We start from the raw sequence: 22145 nt of genomic DNA, 5'->3' as shown, positions 1-22145 counted from the left end.
TCCTGGCAGCGGAAACAGCGGCGGTCTCCCGGCGTCCGCGGCCGGTCAGGAGGCCGGGACGCGGTCCGGCACGGTGCTCGCGCCGTCCCGGACCGCGCGGATGTCGCCGGTTCTGCGCAGGGTCCGGGAGACCGCCTCGATCTCCGCGAGGAGGTCCTCGACGTCCGGGCTGCCGGGCGAGCGGGCGGCGTCGCGGACGCGGCGGCGCCTCCGGGTCTCGACGGCGTCCTGCACCGCCACCACGTGGGCGAGGAGCCGCGCGTCCCTCTCGCCGAAGCCCTGGGCGAGCGCCGCGTCGTGGGCACGGCGGCGCAGGCCCTCGTCGAGGTGGCGGGCGAGGTGGAGGAGTCCGTCCCGGATGAACGTCTCGCGGCGCGTCAGGCGCAGTTCGGGCGCGGCGCGCAGCTTGAACGCCACCCGCCCGTCCGTGACGGTGCGCATCAGCCGGTAGAGCGGGCGCAGCCGCCAGTGGCTGAGCCGGACGCCCATACGGCGCTGGAGGTACTGGCCGGTGTGCGGCAGGACGAAGCCGACCGCGATCAGGACGGCGGAGACGCAGGCGACGGGCGGTGCCAGGTCGGTGCTCAGCCAGTCCAGGTCGTGGCCGGTCCAGCGGGCGAGGACCGCGGACAGCTTCGCGGCGTCGTAGAGGAGGTTCATGGCGTATCCGACGCCCAGGAACCTCAGGCCGCCGCGCAGCCACGGGCCGAGCCCGCCGGTGCGGATCCAGTTCCGGATCACCCGGAACGTGACGAGGCCGGCGGCGGTGTGCGCGAGGAGGTAGAGCAGGATCTCCTCGCGCATGAAGGCCGTGGTGGCGTAGTACGTGTCGAGGTCGCGGACCCGCTCGTCGGGGACGTCGGCGAGCGCGAACAGCGTCCACAGCGCGACGATCACGCCCGTGTAGAGGGCGACGACCCACCGGGTGGCGCGCCGGGTCCCAGGGGAGTGCTCGGACAGCCCGTTGCGCCAGGCGAGGACCAGCAGCAGGCAGGAGCCGCAGAACGCGGTGAGCAGCGTGTAGACCACCGGCGCCGAGACGTTGGGCACGCCGGTGACGCGGTTGGTCCAGGTGATGGTGGCGGGTGCGGCGAAGACGAAGATCGCGCAGGCCAGCAGGAGCAGACCGCCGACGGCGCGCAGCCAGGGGTCCTGCCAGAGCTTGATGATGCCGGGCAGCCTGATCGCGAGGGCGACGCCGAGGACCGCCAGCGGTATCCAGAACGAGATGGACATCCCGTCGAGGAGGCCGGCGGGGTTCATCGCGGTCCGCTCCTCGGGTCGCGGTAGCCCAGCGACGCCTGGATGGCCCGGCCGACCGGGTCGGCGGGGCCCTCGGCGCCGGGGGTCACCCAGGACCGGAAGGCGCTGGCGAGGTGCAGGCCGAACTCCTCGGCCTCCGCCTCCTCGGCCTCGTGGGAGCCGTTGCGGGCGGCGACGGTCAGCGCGGCCCCGGGCCAGCCGGGTGTTCCGGGCAGGGCCCGCACGTCGGCGTCACCGGACGGTTCGGGGCCGGTCCCGCCCGACAGGGCGCGCGCCGCCGCGGCGGCGCCGATCACGTGGTGGTCGCGGTGCCCCTCCTTCAGGTGCCACAACTCGTGTCCGAGGATGACCAGTTGCTGCACCGTCTCGGCACGCTCCTCGACGATGACGAGGTCGAAGTCCTGGAACTGGAGCCAGAGTCCGGTCACCTCGATCTCGTCGGGGAAGCGCTCGAAGCGCAGTTCGACGGGGCGGCCGTCGCGCCGCCTGCTCACCTCCGCGCACAGGGCGCGGGCCAGCTCGCGCACGTCGACCGGCGGATCGAGCCGGCCGCGCAGCGCGCGGACGAGCTCGGCGGCGAGCGCGCGCATCTCGGAGTCGGCCCTCGGCGGGAGCAGCGCCGCGACCGCGTCCGCCGCCCGCCGGACGCGGGAGGCGAACGTCCCTCTTCCGCGGGGGTTTCTCACCGTCGCCTCTCCTCACCGTCCGGCCGCCCGTCGGGCACGGGCAGGGCCGTCCGGCCGCCCGGGCCGGCCGGCTCCGGCGCCCCGGCGGGAGAGGGCAGGCACTCACTCACTCATGGACTCCCGGCAGTTGACCCGTCAAGTGTCGCTGAAGGCCGAGACTACGGGCCCCGTCCGGCCCGCGCCATGCCTCCCGGGCGACTCCGTGCCGGACACGGCCGGAACCGCACGGGGCGGCGGCCGATGGTCGACGTACCCCCGGCGAACCGCCGCGGGACGCCCGGCCGGCCCGCCCGTGCCCGGGTGGCGCGATCGCTGCCCCGGTCGGGTCGGGACGGCCGCGATCGGGGCACGATCGCGTCATGGCGATCTCAGGAACGGACGCGTACGACCGCTTCACGGAGCCCCTGCCCCCGCTCGTCGAGCGGGCCGTCGCCGCCGCGCGGCGCCACGGCTTCACGCACTCGTGCCGGCCCGAACAGGGGCGGCTGCTCCAACTGCTGGCGGGCGGCGCCCGGTACCGGATAGGCGAGACGGGCACCGGGTGCGGCGTGGGGATGGCGTGGCTGGCGTCGGGTGCGCGGGAGGGCGTCGAGCTGATCAGCGTGGAGCGGGACGCCGGGCGGGCGCGGGTCGCCGCCGGGGTCTTCGCCGACCGGCCCGACGTCCGGATCGTGCACGGCGGGTGGCAGCGGATCGGCGACCACGGCCCGTACGACCTGCTGGTCCTGGACGGCGGCGGCCACGGCAAGCGGCACGACGACGGCACGGCCGGGCTCTTCCCCCTCCTCTCCCCCGGCGGCACGATCGTGGTGGACGACTTCACGCCGGCCACCAGCTGGCCGCCGCTGCACCAGGGCGTCCTGGACCGGGCCCGGCTGCACTGGCTGAACCATCCGCTGCTGCACGCGACCGAGGTCCGGCTGGCCCCGGACCTGTGCACGGTGGTCGGCACCCGCAGACCCCCGGCCGCCGACCGGCTGCACGCGCTGGAACGCGGCCAGATCTGCCGGGGCGTGGTCACCCACACGCCCCGCTTCGGCGTGTTCGTCGACCTCGACGGCATCGAGGGGTTCGTCCGCGTCCCCGAACTCACCTGGCGGCACGTCGATTCGGTGAACGACGTGGTCCGGGTCGGCCAGGAGGTCACCGCGCAGGTGCTGGACATCGACGCGGAGCGGCAGCAGGTGCAGCTCTCCCTCAAGGCGCTCCAGCCGGACCCGATGGCCGCGCTCGGCCGGGACGGGCTCGGGCGGGTGGTGCGCGGGACGGTCACCCAGGTCGCCCCGTTCGGGGTGTTCGTGCGGGTCGCCGAGGGGCTTCAGGGGCTGGTGCACAAGGACGCGCTGGCCACCCTGCCCGCCCCGCCCCGGCGGGGCGACGAGCTGACCGTCGAGATCGTCGGCATCAACCTCGTACTGCGGCGGATCTCCCTGGCACTGGTGTAGTAGGAACGAGACCAAGACGAGCCCAGACGAGCCCAGACCAGCCCAGACCAGCCCAGACGAGCCCTGCGACCTAGGAGTACGCCGCGTGTCCTCCCTCTTTCCGGCCCTGACGGGCGGCTCGGCCGCCGCGCGGCCCGCGCTGCGCTTCGGCGACCGCTCCCTGACGTACGCGGAACTCGCCGCGGCGGCCGGTGCCCTGGCCCCGCGGATCCGTGCCGCCGGCCGGGTCGCCGTGTGGGCGACGCCCGCTCTGGAGACCGCCGTCGCCGTGGTGGCCGCGCTCCAGGCCGGCGTGCCCGTCGTACCGCTCAACCCGAGGTCGGGCGAGGGCGAGCTGGGGCACATCCTGGCCGACAGTTCGCCGTCGGTGGTGCTGGCCGCCCCGGGCGACCGGCTGCCGCCCGCGCTGGACGCCCTCGCGCGCACCGACGTCGACGCGCACGCGACGGGACCGGCCGGGGAGCCCGCCGACGCGGACCCCGCCGCGCCCGCCCTCGTCGTCTACACCTCCGGCACCACCGGGCCGCCCAAGGGCGCCGTGATCCCGCGCCGCGCGGTCGCCTCGACGCTGGACGCGCTGGCCGACGCCTGGCAGTGGACCGGCGACGACGTGCTGGTGCACGCGCTGCCGCTGTTCCATGTGCACGGCCTGATCCTGGGCGTCCTCGGACCGCTGCGGCGCGGCGGTGCCGTGCGGCACCTGGGCCGGTTCAGCACGGAGGGCGTGGCACGCGAACTGGCCGACGGGGCGACGATGCTGTTCGGGGTGCCGACGATGTACCACCGGATCGCGGAGGCCCTCCCGGGTGATCCCGGCCTCGCCGCGGCGCTCGGCGGGGCGCGGCTGCTGGTGTCCGGCTCGGCGGCGCTGCCCGTGCACGACCACGAGCGGATCGCGGCGGCCACGGGACGGCGGGTGGTCGAGCGGTACGGCATGACGGAGACGCTGATGATCACGAGTGTGCGGGCGGACGGCGAGGCGCGCGCGGGAACGGTCGGGGTGCCGCTGCCGGGCGTCGACGTGCGGCTCGTCGAGGAGGACGGCACCGTCATCGGCGGGTACGACACCGACGGGACGCCGGTGGGCTGCACGGACGGGGAGCGGGTCGGCGAGATCCAGGTGCGGGGGCCGAACCTGTTCACCGGGTACCTCGACAGGCCCGACGCGGACGCCGCCGCGTTCACCGCGGACGGCTGGTTCCGCACCGGCGACGTGGCGGTGCGCGACGGCGACGGGTACGTCCGCATCGTCGGCCGCAAGGCCACCGACCTGATCAAGAGCGGCGGTTACAAGATCGGGGCGGGCGAGATCGAGAACGCGCTGCTGGAACATCCGGCGGTGCGGGAGGCGGCCGTCACCGGTGAGCCGGACGCCGACCTCGGCGAGCGGATCGTGGCCTGGGTGGTGCCGCAGGGACCCGCGGAGCCCGCTCTCGGCACGGAACTCGCCGACCACGTGGCGGCACGGCTCGCCCCGCACAAGCGTCCGCGCACGGTGCGCTTCCTGGAGTCCCTGCCCCGCAACGACATGGGCAAGATCATGAAGCGGGCGCTGCCGCATGACTGACCGTCACTCGGCCCGCGAGGCCCTCGCGCTGGCCACCGGAGGCGCCGCGTTCACCGAACTGCGCGTCGCCGACGGGGAGTCGGAGTCCGACGGCCCCCTGGACTGGCAGGGCTACGGCGCCGCGCGCGCCCGGGCCGAGCTGCGCACCGGCGAGAAGGAGTCCGTGGTCTGCGGGCGGGCGTCCGTCGGCGGCACCGCCGCCGTGCTCGTCGCCTTCGAGTTCGGGTACCTGGGCGGCTCGCTCGGCGAACGGACCGGCGACCGGCTGGAGGCCGCGTACACGTACGCCCGCGAGCACCGCCTGCCCGTCGTCTCGCTCGTCGCGACGGGCGGCAGCCGGATGCAGGAGGGCATGCTCGCCCTCACCCAGCTCCAGCGGGTGGCACGGCAGTCGGCGCTCACCCGGGAGGCCGGGCTCGCGCAGATCGCGGTGGTGCGCGATCCGACGACGGGCGGCGGCTGGGCGACCCTCGGCGCGGGCGCCGACGTGACGCTCGCGCTGCCCGGCGCCCAGGTCGGGTTCGCGGGTTCCCGGGTGCGTCCGCCCGACGCGGACCCGGCGGCGTACACGGCCGAGGCGCAGCTGGCGGCGGGCGCGGTCGACGCGGTCGTACGGCCCGGGGACCTGAGCGGGACGCTGGCGCTGTACCTGTCGCTGCTGACCGCGCCGTCCAATGAGCCCGCGCCGCCACCGCCGCCCCCGGGCCCGCCCGCCGGTCTCCCCGCCACCGGCTGGGACGCGGTCCTGCGTGCCCGCTCCCCCGAACGGCCGCGCGCCGAGGCGTATCTGGACGCCTGCTTCACCCGGCGGGCGGCGATCCGCGGCGACCGGTGCGGCGGCACGGACGACGGGATGCTGTGCGGCTTCGGCGAGCACGGCGGGCGGACCGTCGCGTACGCCGCCCAGTGCGGGACGGCCACCCGGCCCGCCGGGTACCGCACCGCCGCCCGGCTGATCCGCCTCGCGGACCGGCTCGGCATCCCCGTCCTGACGCTCGTGGACACGCCCGGCGCCGCCAACGACGCGGACGCCGAGCGGCAGGGCGCGGGCGCCGCGATCGCCGACGTGTTCGCCGCGGTCGCCGGGGCCCGCACCCCCGTCACCACGGTCGTCGTCGGCGAGGGGGGTTCCGGGGGTGCCCTCGCCCTCGCCGCCCCCGGCAACACCTGGGCGGCGCCGGACAGTTACTTCTCGGTCATCGCGCCCGAGCTCGCCGCCGCGATCCTCAAGCGTCCCGCGGAGAGCGTGCGCGCGACGGCCGACCAGCTGCGGGTACGCCCCCAGGACCTGGTCGCCCTGGGGGTCGTCCGCGGTGTGACGGGGTCGGGGCCGGGGAGCTAGGCCGGGTCCGCGAAGTCCCGCCCGTACCGCGGCGCCCGGCACGCACCGGACGCCGCGAGGCCCGCCCTCCGGACGGACGACGGAACCCCGCGGACACCGCCTACCGCACCCCCACCGCCCGGATGATCTCCTGCCGCACCGAGCCGCCCCGGTCGTCGTCCGCCGACGCGCGCAGCGAGACGTACCGGGCGGCGCGGGGCACGGTCAGCGTCCCCCGCCAGGACGTGCCCTCCCCGGAGAGGCGGACCGTCCGCCAGGTCCTGCCGTCGTCGTAGGACACGTCGAGTCTCCCGCCGCCGACGGTCCCGGTGCCGGCGGCCCCGGCGACGTACTCGGCGGACAGGGCGACCGGCACCGGGCCGCCGCCGCGGACGTCGCCCGCGAGGTCGGTGCCGATGTCGTAGCCGAGGTTGATCAGGGGCAGCAGGGTCCAGCGGTCCTCGGGGGTGGCGGCCGACCTGACGGTCCACTCGGAGCGGCTCCTCACCGACAGCCGCCAGCGGTCCGCGTCGAGGGCGGTGTCGGTGACGACCCGGTAGGTGTGCTCGTCGGCGGGCGCGTCCCAAACGTACGCGCCGGAGCCGGTCCGCCGGTCGACGAGGACGCCGTCCTGGTGGACCTCGGTGGTCTGGGTCATGCCGCTGCTCTCGCTCCACACGTCGCCGAAGCCCGTGTGGTCGGGGCCCGAGTCGCCCCAGCCCGGGGTGTTGAACCGGATCTGGTTCCCGGAGCGCTGCTGGCCCCAGCCGAGCCCGGTACCGAGCCACGGGTGCCAGACGGGCCTGAACCAGTCGAGCGGGGTGCGCGTCCCGCCCCGGTACCGGAGCACGCCGCTGCGCTCCTCCAGCGCGCCGTCCGCCATCGTCACCGACTCGTGCCACCGCTGGCCGGGGCCGGTGGAGACGTAGTCCGTCCGCTCGGCCGGATGATCGATCCGCTCCCGGAAGCCGATGCCGACGGGGAAGGCGTCGGTGAGCGAGTACCGGAACTCGTCGCCGCCGACCGGCTCCGCCGCGTGGAACCGGGTGTCCAGGACGGCGAGTTCACGCCGATCCGGCGCGTACGTCAGGTCCCCGCGCGGGACGGCGCCGCGGTGCCCCTCGGAGAGGTCGTACACGTACGGCGTGTTGCGGGTGCCGGTCATGTCGACGCGCCGGACCGCGCGCAGCCGTGCCGCGTCCGCCCTGTTCACGCCGGCGATCTGGAGCGGCCGGTCCGCGTTGTCGTCCGTGCCGAACCAGGCGGTGAGCCGTCCCGGCGCGTCGTCCGTCACGAACAGCGCCCGGGCTCCGGCGTCCTGGGCCGCCCGGGCGAGCGCGGTGGGCTCGGTGCCGGCGGGCAGCCGCGCGAGGACGGCCCCGCCGCGCACGCCGGTGAGGGCACCGCCCGTGAAGGTCCCGGCGTCGACGAGCGGCAGCGTGCTGCGGCCCTCGGTCAGGGTGCCGCCGGACTGGACGACGGCCTCGCCGATCCCCTTCACCCGCAGCAGCGGCTTCCCGAGGCGCCACACGGTCCGGTACTCGAAGGTGCCCTCGGTGACCTTCTCGGTGGGCGCGGCGAAGACGCTGTCGTACGCGAGGGGCACCTGCACGGCGCCGAACAGGTCGGAGCCACCGGCGGCGCGGTCGTACTCCATGAGGAGCTGCCGCGTCTCGGTGCGCCGGCCGACCTCCGCGTCGATCTCCCGCAGCGTCCGTCCGTCCAGCGTGACCTCGCGGTCGCGGTCGAGGACGATCTCGGGTGCGGCGAGGAAGCCGAGCCCCAGGGAGTCGCTTCCGTGTGCGCCGCGCACGTCGAGGAAGGAGGTCACGCCGTAGGTGCCGGGTGCCAGCCGCAGTCGCAGCGTCCCGGAGTCGCCGACGGCGGCCGGGAACGGTTCCGCGTCCCGGGCGAGCCGCTGCACGGTCAGGTCGGCGGCCGCGGCCGCTCCGTCGCGGTCCTTGACGTGGACGGTGAGCGTGTACCGCTCCTCCTCCTTCACCAGCCCGAACACGGTGTGCGCGACCGGCTTCCCGGCCGCGGTGGCCACGATCCGCCCGGAGGTGTTCCCGACCGGTGCCCTCGCTCCGTCGCCGGTGACGGTCGTGGCGGCGGTGCCGTGCGCGGGCACGGTGAGCACCGTGTCGGCCGGCGTGACCGCACCGTCGGGGGCGCCCTGCGCGGCGAGGCTCAACTCGACCGGCACGTCGGAGGAGTTCGCGTAGGTGAGCGTCCTCGTCACGGGTTCGTCCGCGTCGTACGGCCAGCGGTGGAAGCCCAGGTCGGCGCTGCCGGTGGCGGTGATCCGGGCGTGCACGGCCCGCGGCACGTCCACCCGTCCCGCCCCGAGCACGTAGGCGGACGCGTCGAGCGGCGCGGACGTCGACATCAGCGCGTCCTTGAGCCGGGCGCCGCTCCAGTCGGGGTGCGCCTCGGCGAGGAGGGCCGCGACGCCGGCGACGTGCGGGGTCGCCATGGACGTACCGCTCATGGAGGTGTAGGAACCGCTGCCGTCGGCGAGGGAGGAGCGGGCGGCGAGGATGTCGACGCCCGGCGCGGACAGGTCCGGCTTGAGCGCGTTGTCCCCGGAGCGGGGGCCCGCGCTGGTGAAGTACGCGGCCTCGTCGGCGGAGTCGACCGCGCCGACGGTCAGCGCGGCGTCGGCGGAGCCCGGCGAGCCGATCGAGGACGGGGCGCCGGTGTTGCCCGCGGCGACGACGAAGAGCGCGCCGGTCTCCGCGGAGAGGGCGTCCACCGCCGCGGCCATCGGGTCGGTGCCGTCGCTCGCTTCGGCCGACCCGAGGCTCATCGACACGACGTCGGCGCCCACGTCCCGCGCCGCCCACTCCATGCCGGCGATGATCTGCGACTCGCTGCCGGAGCCCTGGTCGCTCAGCACCTTGCCGACGGCGAGGGTGGCGTCCGGTGCCACGCCCCGCTCCCTGCCGTCGGAGGCGGCGCCGCTGCCGCCGACGGTCGACGTGACGTGCGTGCCGTGCCCGTTGCGGTCGGCGATCTCCTCCCCCTCGACGAAGCTGCGGGTGGCGGCGACGCGTCCGGCCAGGTCGGGGTGGCCGGTGTCGACGCCCGTGTCGAGGACGGCGACGGTGACGCCCTTGCCCGTCAGCCCGGCCTCCCACGCCCGCGGTGTGCCGATCTGGGCGTTGCTCTCGGCCATGTCGGCGGTGACCCGTCCGTCGAGCCACACCTTGCCGAGGCCGTCCTGCCGGGTCAGCGACCGCCACAGGCCCCGCCCCTTGCCCGCGTCGACGGCGACCGCGTGGATGGCGGGCAGCGCGCGGGTCCTCTCGGCGCCGCGCGGAGTCACCGCCCGCGCGTCCTCGTCGTACGTCACGATCAGCGGCAGCTCTTCGGTCCTGCCGTCGCCCAGCCCCTGCCGTATCAGCCCGGTGACGTCGAACAGCCGCCGGTCGAGCGTGCCCGCCCGCAGGTACGGCAGCGCCTCGTCCGGTACGACGGTGACGGCGCCGTCCGCCACCTCGGTCCGCACGGCGCCCGTGGCCCCCCGGGGCCGTTCGACGGTGACGGTCTTCCGGCCGCCCGCCAGGTCCGTGACGGTGACCTCGTCCCCGGTGATCAGGGTGACGGTGCGGGCGGCGTCCGCGGCGCGGGGCGCGGAGGCACCGGCGGACGGAGCGGCCCCGGTGCCGGCGCTCGCGGGTCCCGGGGGCAGCAGCGCGCACACGAGTCCGGCCGACAGCAGCGTCGCCCCGCGTCCGGCTCTTCCTCTGGTCATGGAAGCCTCTCTGCCTCTTCGCGCCAACGGTGCCGGCGGCACGCGTCGCGGGACGGGGTGGCGCCCACGCGCTGCGAAGAGTGTCGGGGGCCCCGTGTCACGGGGCCCCCGACGGGAGCTGGCGGGAAGCTGCCCTGGCGGCTTCCCGCCAGGGCCACCGCGGCGACCGCGCCGAGGCCGTCGCCGCGCACCCTTCGAACCACCCGTCCGGCCGCACCCCGCCCGGCCCACCCCAGCAGGCGACGCCCCGTCAGGTCCCGCACGATGCGAGGGAGGACCGCCGTCCGGCGGAGTCTCACGGTCTGTGCTCTCGGGAGGAACCGCCATGACCGGCAGTCTGGATCAGTTGCGCCGCTGTCATTTCGCCGTCGACCTGGGGGCGGCACGGACCCGTGTGTACGTGAAGGGGGCCGGGCTCGTCGTCGACCAGCCGAGCGCCGCCGCCATCAACACGAAGACCGGCGCCCTCATCGCGGTGGGCGAGTTCGCCGAGCGGATGACGGGCCGCACCCCCGACTACATCCGCGTGGTGCGGCCGGTGTCCGGCGGGACCGTCGTCGACATCGAGATGGCCCAGCGCATGCTGCGCCAGCTGCTCGGCGACAAGGTCCGCCGCGCGCTGCGCCGCAAGCCGCGGCTGCGGGCCGCCGCCTGCACCCCGCACGACGCCGACCCGCTCGCCCAGCGCGCGGCGATCGAGACGCTCGTCGGGCTGGGCGCCCGGCGTGTCGAGCTGGTCGACACGCTCATCGCCGCCGCCGTCGGCTGCGGTCTGCCCGTCGAGCAGCCCGAGGCCACCATGGTCATGGTCTGCGGGGCCGCCGCCACCCAGGTCGCCGTGCTGTCGCTCGGCTCGATCGTCACCGCCGAGCGCATCCCGGTGGGCGGCGAGGCCGTCGACCACGCGATCGTGCAGCACCTGCGCCACCAGCACGAACTGATGCTGCCGAGCCAGTCCGTGCGCCCGCTGCAACTGGCCCTCTCCGGGAACGGGCTCACCCCGCACGGACCGGCGGTCACCGAGATCCACGGGCGGGACGTCGCCACCGGCCTCGCCCGCTCGGTGCAGGTCGACACCGCCGCCGTGCGCGACGCCATCCAGACCCCGCTGACCGCCGTGCTCGACGGCATCGGCAAGGTGCTGCGCGACTGCCCGCCCGACCTGGTCGCCGACCTCGCCGACCGCGGCATCATGATGGTCGGCGGCAGCGCCCTGCTCCCCGGACTCGACCAGATGCTGCGGCAGGCGACGGGCATGCCGGTGCACATCGCCGAGCGTCCCGACGTGTGCGCGGTCCAGGGCCTCGGCTACATGCTGGAGGGCAGGATCGAGCCCCTGGTCCTGGATCCGCTGGCGGGCTGACGTACGGCGATGACCGACCCCCTGCCCCGCCTCCCCTCCCTGCTGGGAGCGGTGCTAAGCGTCGGGACGGACCTGGAGCTGCGGGCCACGCTCCAGCACATCGTCGACGGAGCAGCGGAGCTGACCGGTGCCCGGTGCGCAGCGCTCGCCACGGTCGACCCGAAGCACGACGGACTGATGGAGATCCGCACGGCGGGCCTGTCCCCGGCCGACCGCAGCCCGGTCGGCCGCACGGACGACTTCCTGGGGGTCTCCATCCGCGTCGACGACGAGGTGTTCGGCAACCTCTACCTGGTCGACAAGCCCGCGGGCCCCTTCACGGACGAGGACGAGCAGCTGCTGCGCGTCCTGGCCACCCAGGCCGGCATCGCGATCGGCAACGCCCGGCTGTACGAGACGGCCCGGCAGCGCGAGCGGTGGATCGAGGGCGCGGCGGCCGTCACGAACGCGCTGCTCACCGGGGAGGCCGCCGCCGACGCCCTGATGACGGTCGCGGAGCGGGCCCGGATCCTCGCGGACGCTTCCGCGGGCGTCATCCTCCAGCCCACCGACGAGGGCGGCATGGAGATCGTCACCGCCTCCACGCCCGACGACCCCGGGGACGTCGTCGGCACGGTGATCGAGCCGGGCAGCCCGGTCCTCGAACAACTCCTGGGCGGCAAGCCGGTGTTCGTGGAGGACTCGGCCACGGACGCCCGGATGACGACGCACGTGCGCCACCGGTTCGGGCCGAGCATGCTGCTCCCGCTCCAGACGGCGGGCCGGCTCATCGGCACCCTCGCCCTGCCCCGGCACCGCGGCGCCCGCCCGTACACGCCGGTGGAGCGGCTGCTGGCCACCCAGTTCGCCTCCCAGGCTGCGGTGGCGCTCGTCCTCGCCGACGCCCGGCAGCACCGGGAGCGGCTCGCCGTCCTGGAGGACCGCGACCGGATCGCCCGCGACCTGCACGACCTGGTCGTCCAGCGGCTGTTCGCGACGGGCATGATGCTGGAGTCCGCCCAGCGCCGTACCGCGGGCGAGGACGTGCACGACATGCTGGGCCGGGCCGTGGACGAACTCCAGTCCACCGTCCAGGAGGTCCGTACGGCGATCTTCGCGTTGCAGCAGCCGCCCGCCGACGCCCCCACCACCTTCCGCGGCAAGGTCCTGCGGGAGACGGCCGCGACCGCCGCGCTCCTCGGGTTCCAGCCGTCGGCGCGCTTCACCGGGGCCGTCGAGAGCCGTATCACCGAGCCCGTCGCCGGCCAACTGCTCGCCGCCCTGCGCCGCACGCTGGCCGCCGCGTCCCGGCGCCCCGGGGTCCGCCGGGTGGAGGTGACGGTCGACGCGACCGCGGTGCTGGCGGACGGCCGGCCGGGCGTACGGCTGACGGTGTACGACGACGGGACGGCGGACACGGGCACGGCGGGCACGACGAAGACGTGGCAGTCGCCCCTGTGAGCTGCCCGTGCGCCTCGAACGCACGTCGCCCGGCCGGGTGTCCGACGCTAGTGTGGAAGGGACGGCCTCGACTGCGAAGGTGGTTCTCGTGACCAGGATCGGCGTCACCGGGCACCGAGGAATCCCCGCCGCCGCACTGCCGTCCGTCCGCGCCGGCATCAGAGCCGAACTGCGCGGCAGCGGCGGCACCGAGGCCCTGAGCAGTCTCGCGGCCGGCGCCGACCAGTTGTTCGCGGAACTCGCCCTCGACCACGGCATCCCGGTCACCGCGGTGATCCCGGGCATGGACTACGAGGCCCATCTCGGCGGCGACGAGGTGCGGGCGGCGTACCGGCGTCTGCTGAGGGCCAGCGCCTCCCGGGTGAAACTGCCCCTGGAGAAGACGCACGAGGAGGCGTACTACGCGGCCGGGCGCTGGATCGTCGACCACGCCGACCGCCTGGTCGCCGTCTGGGACGGCCGCCCGGCGCGGGGCCTCGGCGGTACGGCCGACGTGGTGGAGTACGCGCGCCGCAACGGCGTCCCCGTCCGGGTGCTGTGGCGCCCCGGGGTGGTCCGCCGCTAGCAGGCGTCGCGGACGGGGTGCGGTGAACGAGCCCTCAAGCCCCTTCGCACGGGGCGAGTTCAACGAGCCCGCAGGCCCCTTCGCACGGGGCGTCCTGCCGTGCCGTCAACTGCCGAAGCGCACCAGCCAGTCCGTGTGCTGCGGGCTCACCAGACGTTCCGCCTCGGCGACCGCCTCGGCCCAGCCGTCCTCGGTGACCGTCGTCGCCATCCCGATCCGCGCGGTCTCCAGGTCCTGCTCTATCAGCGAGTGCGCGTACGTCAGGGGACGGTGCCGGCGGACCTCCTGCCAGGCCACGCCGACCGCCGCCGCCGCGCTCAGCACGCCGGTGAGGTCCCAGTCGCCCAGCGCCCCCATCGCCCGCAGCACCGCCGCGAAGAGCGCCAGCAGCGTCAGTACGGCCGTGACGGTCGACCAGCGGGCGGCGGCCCGCCGGGCCCGGGCGGCCCTGTTGCCGTACCAGACCAGCTGTTCCAGCACCCGGTCGCGCAGATAGAAGTCCCGGCGCACCGGGAAGGGCTTGGCCCGCACCGCCCGCATGGCGGGGGTGATCTGGCCGGCGCCGAGCCCGGCGGCTGAGGGCTCGTCCTCCCAGCCCACCTTCCGCAGCTCGCGCAGCCGGTCGGTCAGCCGTTCCGTGAACATGCCGTCCGGGTCGGCGAGCCCGGAGCGGAACGGGCCGCCGTGCACCATGTACTGCCAGGCGAGCGACTTCACGGTCTCGGCGACCGCCCGGTGGGCCTGCCAGTGCGCACGCGCGCGCCGCCGGGAGGCGTGGACGCCGATGACGATGGTCAGCGCGTAGAGGGCGGCGGCGAGCGCCGCGACGGCGTGGTCGTCGACGTGCTCCGCGAGGGTGGCGGCGCAGGTGGCGAGCAGCAGGACGATCAGCTGCGCGCGGACGGCGAGGAAGGATTCACTCTGCCGGCTCAGCGCCTGCCGGTCGCTCTCGTGGAACAGCGGGGGCAGGTCACTCGCGCTCAAGGTGGTGCTCGGTACGGGAGTCCCGTCCCCCATCGCCCGCCCCCCGGTGGTGTGAAAGGTGTGAGCCGTCATCGTCGCGCCGAACGCGGGTGAGGACCAGTACTCTCTCGGCGAAAGACCCACGCCCTCCGAACGGCCCTCACCGACGCCCAATACCCTTGCCAGTTAACGGAGTTGGCGATTCGCATTCCGTCCCGCCGGGCGGCTCCGGTGCTCGCGCGGCCGGCCCGCGACAGGTGCCGGGGCACGGGGAACGAGGTGCTCAGAGGCCGTGCGCGGGCCTCCGGTCCCGCCCGCCGGCGACGGCGCCCGGGCGCGGCGCGAGCGGCGTCGCGGCCCTTGCCCGCCGGGTGTCCGCACGGGCCGGCCGCCTCCTCCGGGCGTCTCCGAGGACCCGGCACACGCGGGCGGACCGACGCCTTTCGGCCGTGTGGCACCGTCACCCGAAGGGAACCCGGCGGGCACGACCCGCCGGGGTGCGGCCTCTTGACGGCGCATCGCCCGCTCCGTAGCGTCACGCCCGGTACGCACATGTGACCGGCATTCACATCCAGGGACACACGAGGGCGAGGGCGAAACCGATGGCCATGTTCCAGCGACGTGTGGTGGTGTCCGGCGGAGGCACCGGGATCGGCCTGGCGACGGCGGAGCTGTTCGCCGCGGACGGGGACCGGGTGGTGCTCCTCGGGCGCCGCGAGGACGTGCTGCGCGAGGCGGCGGAGAAGCTCAACGAGTGCCACGGCGCGTCCACGGCGACCTGGTACGCGGCCGATCTCTCCGATCCCGCTCAGGTGGCCGCCGCGACCGCGTTCATCGCCGCGGACGAGACCCCCGTCGACGTCGTGGTCGCCAACGCGGGCGGCAACGTGGCCCCGTCCCACGACGGCACCCTCGCCTCCATCGCCGACAGCTACCGCCGCAACTTCGACGCCAACGTCCTGACGGCCGTCCTGCTCACCGAGGCGCTCCTCCCCCACGTACGCCGTCCCGGCGGGCGCATCGTGCAGGTCTCCTCGATCGCCTCCCTGCGCGGCCCGGGCTCCTACGGCGGCTCCAAGGGCTGGATCAACACGTACACGTACGACCTCGCCCGGCGCCTCGGCCCCGAGGGCATCACCGCGAACGCGGTCGCGCCCGGCTTCGTCGGCGACACGGAGTTCTTCGGCGACCGCGCGACCCCGGAGTTCGTCGCGGCCCGCGTCTCGGAGTCCCTGACCGGCGAACCCGGCCGCCCCGCGGAGATCGCCGCGGCCATCCGCTACGTCAGCTCCCCCGAGGCGGCCTACATGACGGGGCAGCTGCTGCACATCAACGGCGGCGCGGCTCTGGGCCGCTAGGGTCACCGGGCCGGGGCCCGGCAGGACGGCCCCCGAAGACGACGAAAGCCCCTCGTCCGACGAGGGGCTGACGGAACCGTCCCGGGCTGAAACGTTCCTGCGGGAGGACGCCTTGGTGGGGCGGGTGGGACTCGAACCCACGGCCGACGGATTATGAGTCCGCTGCTCTAACCGGCTGAGCTACCGCCCCATTACGGCGCGTCGCGCACATGTGTGCGCGCCGTCTGCCGCAGCATAGCCGCTCATACGATCTCCTGCTTCGGATGGTCGGCTTCGCATGACCTTGAGGACCCCGGCACGCCACGCGTGGTTCCCCGGGACATGAAAAAGGACCCCTGAGGGGTCCTTTTTCACTGCTCTCCCGACTGGACTCGAACCAGTAACCTGCCGGTTAACAGCCGGCTGCTCTGCCAATTGAGCTACAGGAGACCGAGCTCCCCCGACTGGACTCGAACCAGTAACCTGCCGGTTAACAGCCGGCTGCTCTGCCAATTGAGCTACGGAGGAATGTCTCGTTGCATCGAACGCACCTACCTGGGTATTCGCCAGGGGGCGCGCGTTCGCTGCGACACATACATTAGCGCAAGCAGGGGGGTGCTCCGCCAATCGGTACTCCGCTGCGACCGATGCCGACGCAAGGGAAGGGTGGCTGCCATGCGCTACCGGCTCATGTTCATCACCGGACTGGCTCTGGGTTACGTCCTGGGCACGAGGGCCGGTCGTGAGCGCTACGAGCAGTTGAGGAAGAGCGCCCGACAGGTGGCGCAGAACCCGGCGGTGCGCAACACCGCCGAGAGTGCCGCCCAGCAGGGGCGGCAGATCGCGGGCAAGGCGTACCACGTGGTCAGCGAGAAGGTGGGCGACCGCGTACCCGACTCCGTGGCGGACCGCGTGCGGTCCCTGCGGGAGCGGAACGCCGGCCCCGGCGAGGACGACTGGGGCACCACGAACACCTGAGGTCACACGCACCACGGCCGCCGGCGGACACCCGTCCACCGGCGGTCGCGCGTGTCCGGGTGCCCCGACCGGCGCACGCCCGGCGCGCCCACCCCTCTTCGTACGGCAGAATTTCCGGCATGGGGATAGTCGCCGGGTTGGACAGTTCGCCCGATTTCACTCGTATCGTCGTCTGCGACACCGACACGGGTGCCGTGCTCCGGCAGGGCTATGCCCCGCATCCGGTCGAGAGCGCCGAGGGCGGCGGCCGCCCCTCCGACGTCGACCCGCAGGCCTGGCTGCTGTCCCTGGGCGAGGCCGCGAGCGGCGGGCTCCTCGAAGGCGTCCAGGCCATCGGTGTCTCCGCGCAGCAGAACGGGCTCGTCCCGCTGGACGCGCAGGGCAACACGGTGCGGCCCGCGCTGGTCGGCGGGGACAAGCGGGCCCAGGTCGCCGCGGCGGACCTGATCGACGCGCTCGGCGGGCGCGAGGCGTGGGCGCAGGCCGTGGGATGCGTACCGCAGGCGGCGCAGCCGGTCACCAAGCTGCGCTGGCTGAGCCGGACGGAACCGGAGTCGGCGCTGCGCACCGCGGCGCTGCTCCAGGCGCACGACTGGCTCGTGTGGCAGCTGCTCGGGCGGCCCGCGCGGCGGACCACCGACCGGGGCGGGGCCTCCGGCACCGGCTACTGGTCGGCGGCCACCGGCGCCTACCGGCCGGACCTGATCGAGCTGGCGCTCGGGCACCAGGCCGTGCTGCCCGAGGTGCTCGGCCCGTCGGAGGCCGCCGGCACCACCCCGGAAGGGCTGCTGATCTCCGCCGGGACCGGCGAGACCATGGCGGCGGCCTTCGGCCTGGGGATCGGGCTCGGGGACGCCGTGGTGTCGCTCGGGGCCTCCGGTTCCGTGATGGCCGTGCATCCCGAGGCGCTGGTCGACTCCTCCGGGATGATCACCTCGCTGGCGGACGCCACCGGGATGCACCTGCCGGTCGTCACCACCCTCAACGCCGTACGGGCCCTGCGCGGCGCGGCCGAACTCCTCGGGCTGCCGGACCTGGAGAGCCTGTCCGACCTCGCGATGAAGTCGACGCCGGGAGCGCACGGCCTCGTCCTGCTGCCGTACCTGGAGGGCGAGCGGACGCCGAGCCTGCCGTACACGGCGGGCACGCTGGCCGGGCTCAGGCGGGAGTCGATGAAGCCCGAGCACCTGGCGCGGGCCGCCTTCGAGGGCATGCTCTGCGGGCTCGCGGACGCCCTGGACGTGCTGCGCGGCCGGGGTGTCGACGTCCAGCGGGTGTTCCTGCTGGGCGCCGCCGCCGAGCTGCCCGCCGTCCAGGCCGCGGCGCCCTCGCTGTTCGGCGCGCAGGTCGTGGTGCCGCAGCCCGCCGACTACGCGGCGCTCGGCGCGGCCCGGCAGGCGGCCTGGGCGCTCGGCGCCTCGCAGGGCACCCTCGACCCCCGGCTGCCCCCCGTCTGGCGGGGTGCCGCCGCACAGGTTCTGGAGCCCGGCGAGGAGCTGGCCGTGGGCCAGGCGGTACGCCAGCAGTACGTGTCCGTACGGGAACAGACGCATCCCGGGGCGTTCCGGGTGTGAGCGGCGCCGGCCGGGGCGGCGCCGCGCCGGTTCCCCGGACCGGCGGAAGCGCCCGTGCGGGCGGGGGATCTCGTCCGTCCTTGGACCGCTCTTGGGTTAATCAGTTGAGGTAACACGGGTGGAGTGCCCGACGATAGGGGGTGGGTGCACCGCCCGATCCTTCCGTCGACGACACCGAGAGACCCCGCGTGCTCATACGACTTCTGCGGACCCACCTCAGTCCGTACCGCAAGCCCATCGCGCTGCTGCTGTTGCTGCAGTTCCTGCAGACCAGCGCCACGCTCTACCTCCCCACGCTGAACGCGGACATCATCGACAACGGTGTCGTGAAGGGCGACACGGGCTACATCCTGTCCTTCGGCGCCCTGATGATCGGCATCTCGCTGGTCCAGGTCGTCTGCAACATCGGCGCCGTGTACTTCGGCGCCCGGACCGCCTCGGCGCTCGGCCGGGACATCCGGGCGGCCGTCTTCGACCGGGTGCAGTCGTTCTCCGCGCGTGAGGTGGGCCACTTCGGCGCGCCCTCGCTGATCACCCGCACCACCAATGACGTCCAGCAGGTGCAGATGCTCGCCCTGATGGCGTTCACCCTGATGGCGTCGGCGCCGATCATGTGCGTGGGCGGCATCGTCCTCGCGCTCGGACTCGACGTGCCGCTGTCCGCGGTGCTCGTCGCGGTGGTGCCCGTCCTCGGCATCTGCGTCACGCTGATCGTGCGGCGGCTGCGGCCGCTGTTCCGGCTCATGCAGGTCCGCCTGGACACGGTGAACCGGGTGCTGCGCGAGCAGATCACCGGCAACCGCGTGATCCGCGCGTTCGTCCGGGACGGCTACGAGAAGGACCGCTTCCGCGGGGCCAACGGCGAGCTGACCGAGGTGTCGCTGGGCACCGGGCGGCTGCTGGCCCTGATGTTCCCGATCGTGATGACGGTGGTGAACCTGTCCTCGATCGCCGTGGTCTGGTTCGGCGCCCACCGGATCGACAGCGGCGAGATGCAGATCGGCGACCTGACCGCGTTCCTCGCCTATCTGATGCAGATCGTGATGTCCGTGATGATGGCCACCTTCATGTTCATGATGGTGCCGCGCGCGGAGGTCTGCGCCGAGCGCATCCAGGACGTCCTGGAGACGGACAGCAGTGTCGTGCCCCCGAAGGCGCCGGTCCTGGAGCTGCGGCGGCACGGGCACCTGGAGATCCGCGGCGCCGGGTTCCGCTACCCGGGCGCCGAGGAGCCGGTGCTGAGGTCCGTCGACATGGTGGCGCGGCCGGGCGAGGTGACCGCCGTGATCGGGTCGACCGGCAGCGGCAAGTCCACGCTGCTCGGGCTCGTGCCCCGGCTGTTCGACGCCACGGACGGGAACGTCCTGGTGGACGGCGCGGACGTACGGACCCTCGACCCGGAGCTGCTCGCCAGGACCGTGGGACTCGTCCCGCAGAAGCCGTATCTGTTCGCGGGCACCGTCGCCTCGAACCTGCGGTACGGCAATCCGGACGCGACCGACGAGGAACTGTGGCACGCGCTGGAGGTGGCGCAGGCCAGGGACTTCGTGGAGCGGCTGGAGAACGGCCTGGACTCCCCCGTCGCGCAGGGCGGCACGAACGTCTCCGGCGGGCAGCGGCAGCGGCTCGCGATCGCGCGGACGCTGGTGCAGCGCCCGGAGATCTACCTGTTCGACGACTCCTTCTCGGCCCTCGACTACGCGACGGACGCGGCGCTGCGGGCGGCCCTGGCCCAGGAGACGGCGGAGGCGACCGTGGTGATCGTCGCCCAGCGGGTGTCGACCATCCGGGACGCCGATCGGATCGTCGTCCTCGACGAGGGCCGGGTCGTCGGGACCGGGCGGCACCACGAGCTGATGGCGGACAACGAGACCTACCGGGAGATCGTGCTCTCCCAGCTGACGGAAGCGGAGGCTGCCTGATGGCCGGTCCCATGGGACGGATGATGGCCGGGGGCGGCCCCGATCAGCGCTCGATGGACTTCAAGGGGTCGGGCCGGAGGCTGCTGTCCCACTTCCGGCCCGAGCGCGGCACGATGTACGCGATGCTGGCCGCCGTCGTCCTGAGCGTGGGCCTGTCGGTGGTCGGGCCGAAGATCCTGGGGCGGGCCACCGACCTGGTCTTCGCCGGCATCATCGGGCGCGAGCTGCCCGCGGGCTCCTCCAAGGCCGAGGTGCTGGCGTCCATGCGCGAGCGCGGTGACGGCGGCATGGCCGACATGCTCTCCGGCACCGACTTCACGCCGGGCCAGGGCATCGACTTCGACGCGGTCGGCAGGGTGCTCGGGCTCGCGCTCGTGGTGTTCGTGCTGGCCGGCCTGCTGATGGCGGTGGCGACGCGCCTGGTGAACCGGGCGGTCAACCGGACCGTGTACCGGCTGCGCGAGGACGTGCAGACCAAGCTGTCGCGGCTGCCGCTCGCGTACTTCGACCAGCGGCAGCGCGGTGAGGTGCTCAGCCGGGCCACCAACGACATCGACAACATCGGGCAGACCCTCCAGCAGTCGATGGGCCAGCTCATCAACTCCCTGCTGACCATCGTCGGCGTGCTGGCGATGATGTTCTGGGTGTCGCCGCTGCTGGCGCTGGTCGCGCTGGTCACCGTGCCGCTGTCGTTCGTCGTCGCCACCCGCGTCGGCAAGCGGTCGCAGCCGCACTTCGTGCAGCAGTGGCGCACCACCGGCAAGCTCAACGCCCACATCGAGGAGATGTACACCGGGCACACGCTGGTGAAGGTGTTCGGGCGGCAGGAGGAGTCGGCGGCGCAGTTCGCCGAGCAGAACGAGAAGCTGTACGAGGCCGGGTTCAAGGCGCAGTTCAACAGCGGGATCATGCAGCCGCTGATGATGTTCGTGTCGAACCTGAACTACGTGCTGGTGGCGGTCGTCGGTGGTCTGCGGGTCGCGTCGGGGTCCCTGTCGATCGGTGACGTGCAGGCCTTCATCCAGTACTCGCGCCAGTTCTCGATGCCGCTGACGCAGGTCGCGTCGATGGCGAACCTGGTGCAGTCCGGCGTGGCGTCCGCCGAGCGGGTCTTCGAGCTCCTCGACGCGGAGGAGCAGGGCGCCGACCCGGTCGCGGCCGAGAAGCCCGCCGAGGTGCGCGGACGCGTCGCCCTGGAGCACGTGTCGTTCCGGTACGAGCCCGACAAGCCGCTCATCGAGGACCTGTCCCTGAAGGCGGAGCCCGGTCACACGGTCGCGATCGTCGGACCGACGGGAGCGGGCAAGACGACGCTGGTGAACCTCCTCATGCGGTTCTACGAGGTCACCGGCGGGCGGATCACTCTCGACGGGGTCGACATCGCGAAGATGACCCGGGACGAACTGCGGGCCGCCATCGGCATGGTGCTCCAGGACACCTGGCTGTTCGGCGGGACGATCGCGGAGAACATCGCGTACGGCGCCTCGCGCGAGGTCACCCGGGGCGAGATCGAGGAGGCGGCGCGCGCGGCCCACGCGGACCGGTTCGTCCGGACGCTGCCCGAGGGGTACGACACCGTCATCGACGACGAGGGGTCCGGGGTGAGCGCGGGCGAGAAGCAGCTCATCACGATCGCCCGGGCGTTCCTGTCCGACCCGGTGATCCTCGTCCTGGACGAGGCGACGAGTTCGGTGGACACCCGGACCGAGGTGCTCATCCAGAAGGCGATGGCGAAACTCGCGCACGGGCGGACGTCGTTCGTGATCGCGCACCGGCTCTCCACGATCCGGGACGCGGACACCATCCTGGTGATGGAGAACGGGGCCATCGTGGAGCAGGGCGCGCACGCGGAGCTGCTGGCGGCGGGCGGCGCCTACGCGCGGCTCTACCAGGCGCAGTTCGCGCAGGCGGTGGCCGAGGTCGACTGACGCGGTCTTCTCCGCCCCCTCCGTGCGCCGGGAGGG

General features: G+C 74.1%; 15 protein-coding genes and 3 tRNA genes. 11 read left to right on the top strand and 7 right to left on the bottom strand.

Translation table 11 applies throughout. The features are described from left to right. Positions 1 to 45: 45 nt before the first annotated feature. Together ACWGIS_RS09845 and ACWGIS_RS09840 are read right to left on the bottom strand one after the other, a co-directional pair. Positions 46 to 1263, bottom strand: coding sequence for an MAB_1171c family putative transporter (locus ACWGIS_RS09845; RefSeq protein WP_453361866.1), 1218 nt, complete (start codon positions 1261 to 1263; stop codon positions 46 to 48). Continuing rightward, entirely contained in the window at positions 1260 to 1853 is a 594-nt protein-coding gene (locus ACWGIS_RS09840; protein ID WP_453361914.1) for a toxin-antitoxin system, toxin component family protein, read from the bottom strand. Before ACWGIS_RS09840 ends, ACWGIS_RS09845 begins: the two co-directional genes overlap by 4 nt. A 455-nt stretch (positions 1854 to 2308) precedes the next feature. On the opposite strand from ACWGIS_RS09840, the gene ACWGIS_RS09835 reads away from it, so the two are divergent. The 3 genes from ACWGIS_RS09835 (at position 2309) to ACWGIS_RS09825 (ending at position 6303) form a co-directional block, all read left to right on the top strand. After that, complete coding sequence (locus tag ACWGIS_RS09835) at positions 2309 to 3394, top strand: S1 RNA-binding domain-containing protein (RefSeq protein ID WP_453361865.1); 1086 nt, start codon at positions 2309 to 2311, stop codon at positions 3392 to 3394. 85 nt (positions 3395 to 3479) lie between these two features. Next, positions 3480 to 4961: an acyl-CoA synthetase gene (locus ACWGIS_RS09830; RefSeq protein ID WP_453361864.1), complete on the top strand. Its 1482-nt coding sequence runs from the start codon at positions 3480 to 3482 to the stop codon at positions 4959 to 4961. Then, a complete protein-coding gene (locus ACWGIS_RS09825) occupies positions 4954 to 6303 on the top strand; it encodes a carboxyl transferase domain-containing protein (protein WP_453361863.1) in 1350 nt (449 codons plus the stop codon). Before ACWGIS_RS09830 ends, ACWGIS_RS09825 begins: the two co-directional genes overlap by 8 nt. A 100-nt stretch (positions 6304 to 6403) precedes the next feature. On the opposite strand, the gene ACWGIS_RS09820 is transcribed toward ACWGIS_RS09825, so the two are convergent. After that, positions 6404 to 10039 (bottom strand): S8 family serine peptidase, encoded by a 3636-nt coding sequence (locus tag ACWGIS_RS09820; protein ID WP_453361862.1) that lies wholly within the window; start codon positions 10037 to 10039, stop codon positions 6404 to 6406. Between the two features lie 325 nt (positions 10040 to 10364). On the opposite strand from ACWGIS_RS09820, the gene ACWGIS_RS09815 reads away from it, so the two are divergent. The 3 genes from ACWGIS_RS09815 to ACWGIS_RS09805 all read left to right on the top strand — a co-directional run bounded on the left by ACWGIS_RS09815 (position 10365) and on the right by ACWGIS_RS09805 (position 13407). Next, a complete protein-coding gene (locus ACWGIS_RS09815) occupies positions 10365 to 11402 on the top strand; it encodes a rod shape-determining protein (protein WP_356168392.1) in 1038 nt (345 codons plus the stop codon). A 9-nt stretch (positions 11403 to 11411) separates the two neighbouring features. Further along, positions 11412 to 12842, top strand: coding sequence for a GAF domain-containing protein (locus ACWGIS_RS09810; RefSeq protein WP_453361861.1), 1431 nt, complete (start codon positions 11412 to 11414; stop codon positions 12840 to 12842). Positions 12843 to 12930: 88 nt separating this feature from the next. Continuing rightward, the gene (locus ACWGIS_RS09805; RefSeq protein WP_453361860.1) at positions 12931 to 13407 is read left to right on the top strand and encodes a hypothetical protein; all 477 of its coding nucleotides are present in this window, start codon (positions 12931 to 12933) and stop codon (positions 13405 to 13407) included. Positions 13408 to 13512: 105 nt separating this feature from the next. Here ACWGIS_RS09805 and ACWGIS_RS09800 read toward each other — a convergent pair whose 3' ends face one another. Beyond that, complete coding sequence (locus tag ACWGIS_RS09800) at positions 13513 to 14424, bottom strand: DUF4231 domain-containing protein (RefSeq protein WP_453361859.1); 912 nt, start codon at positions 14422 to 14424, stop codon at positions 13513 to 13515. Between the two features lie 554 nt (positions 14425 to 14978). On the opposite strand from ACWGIS_RS09800, the gene ACWGIS_RS09795 reads away from it, so the two are divergent. Next, on the top strand, positions 14979 to 15728 hold the full coding sequence (locus ACWGIS_RS09795) for an SDR family NAD(P)-dependent oxidoreductase (RefSeq protein ID WP_453361858.1): 750 nt from the start codon (positions 14979 to 14981) through the stop codon (positions 15726 to 15728). A gap of 113 nt (positions 15729 to 15841) precedes the next feature. Here the strand turns inward: ACWGIS_RS09795 and ACWGIS_RS09790 are convergent. From ACWGIS_RS09790 to ACWGIS_RS09780, 3 genes are all read right to left on the bottom strand, one after another. Continuing rightward, positions 15842 to 15918: transfer RNA gene (locus ACWGIS_RS09790), tRNA-Ile, on the bottom strand. 166 nt (positions 15919 to 16084) lie between these two features. Beyond that, positions 16085 to 16157 (bottom strand) — tRNA-Asn (locus ACWGIS_RS09785). Between the two features lie 5 nt (positions 16158 to 16162). Next, a tRNA-Asn gene (locus tag ACWGIS_RS09780) sits at positions 16163 to 16235 on the bottom strand. Between the two features lie 147 nt (positions 16236 to 16382). On the opposite strand from ACWGIS_RS09780, the gene ACWGIS_RS09775 reads away from it, so the two are divergent. From ACWGIS_RS09775 to ACWGIS_RS09760, 4 genes are all read left to right on the top strand, one after another. Then, the gene (locus tag ACWGIS_RS09775; RefSeq protein WP_355785439.1) at positions 16383 to 16685 is read left to right on the top strand and encodes a YtxH domain-containing protein; all 303 of its coding nucleotides are present in this window, start codon (positions 16383 to 16385) and stop codon (positions 16683 to 16685) included. Between the two features lie 119 nt (positions 16686 to 16804). Beyond that, positions 16805 to 18259, top strand: a complete 1455-nt coding sequence (locus tag ACWGIS_RS09770) for an FGGY family carbohydrate kinase (RefSeq protein ID WP_453361857.1) — start codon at positions 16805 to 16807, stop codon at positions 18257 to 18259. Between the two features lie 188 nt (positions 18260 to 18447). Next, entirely contained in the window at positions 18448 to 20181 is a 1734-nt protein-coding gene (locus tag ACWGIS_RS09765) for an ABC transporter ATP-binding protein (protein ID WP_453361856.1), read from the top strand. Then, on the top strand, positions 20181 to 22109 hold the full coding sequence (locus ACWGIS_RS09760; RefSeq protein WP_453361855.1) for an ABC transporter ATP-binding protein: 1929 nt from the start codon (positions 20181 to 20183) through the stop codon (positions 22107 to 22109). The genes ACWGIS_RS09765 and ACWGIS_RS09760 overlap by 1 nt, the downstream gene beginning before the upstream one ends. Positions 22110 to 22145 lie beyond the last annotated feature (36 nt).

Source organism: Streptomyces sp. NPDC054842, from assembly GCF_053611025.1.
The sequence above is the reverse complement of the archived record's forward strand: the minus strand, read 5'-3'. Positions and strand labels throughout refer to the sequence as shown.